1 protein-coding gene is annotated in these 509 nt (G+C 48.3%); it reads right to left on the bottom strand.

Annotated elements, in window-relative coordinates:
• The coding region (locus AB4653_RS28315; protein WP_372105955.1) for an efflux RND transporter periplasmic adaptor subunit at positions 1–509 on the bottom strand (509 nt) is incomplete at both ends.

Genomic DNA, 509 nt, shown 5'->3' with positions numbered 1-509 from the left:
CTATTGATGCGTGACAGATCAGCAGATTGGCTCGATTCAGAATCCAACATGAAGTGCGCAGAAGTGACAATGTTTTCACCTTGCTCCAGCCCTTGAAGCACTTCTATTTTTTCGCCAGCTTCACGACCAACCTCAATACGAGCAGAGCGATACTTGCCAGAACCTTCTGACATCACCACTCGAGTCATACCACCGGAGTGAATCACCGAAGATCTTGGGATAGTAAGGACAGCTTCATCACTGATGGGTTTCAGCGCAATATTGGCAAACATATTTGGCTTAAGCTCGCCATTTGGGTTGGAGAACTTCAAACGAACACGCAAGGTTCGAGTTTTTGGATCAAGGATTGGGTACACGTAATCGACATTACCTAACCACTCTTTGCCGGGAATGGCATCTAGAGTCATCACCGCATTGCTGCCTGACGAGATCCAGTGCGCTTGACGCTCAAACACCTCAGCATCAACCCATACTTCACCTAATGGGCCTGCACTGATCACCGCTTGTGC

Origin of the sequence: Vibrio sp. 10N.222.48.A3, from assembly GCF_041475345.1 — a bacterium.
In the GTDB taxonomy this organism is placed as follows: domain Bacteria; phylum Pseudomonadota; class Gammaproteobacteria; order Enterobacterales; family Vibrionaceae; genus Vibrio; species Vibrio tasmaniensis_A.
The sequence above is the reverse complement of the archived record's forward strand: the minus strand, read 5'-3'. Positions and strand labels throughout refer to the sequence as shown.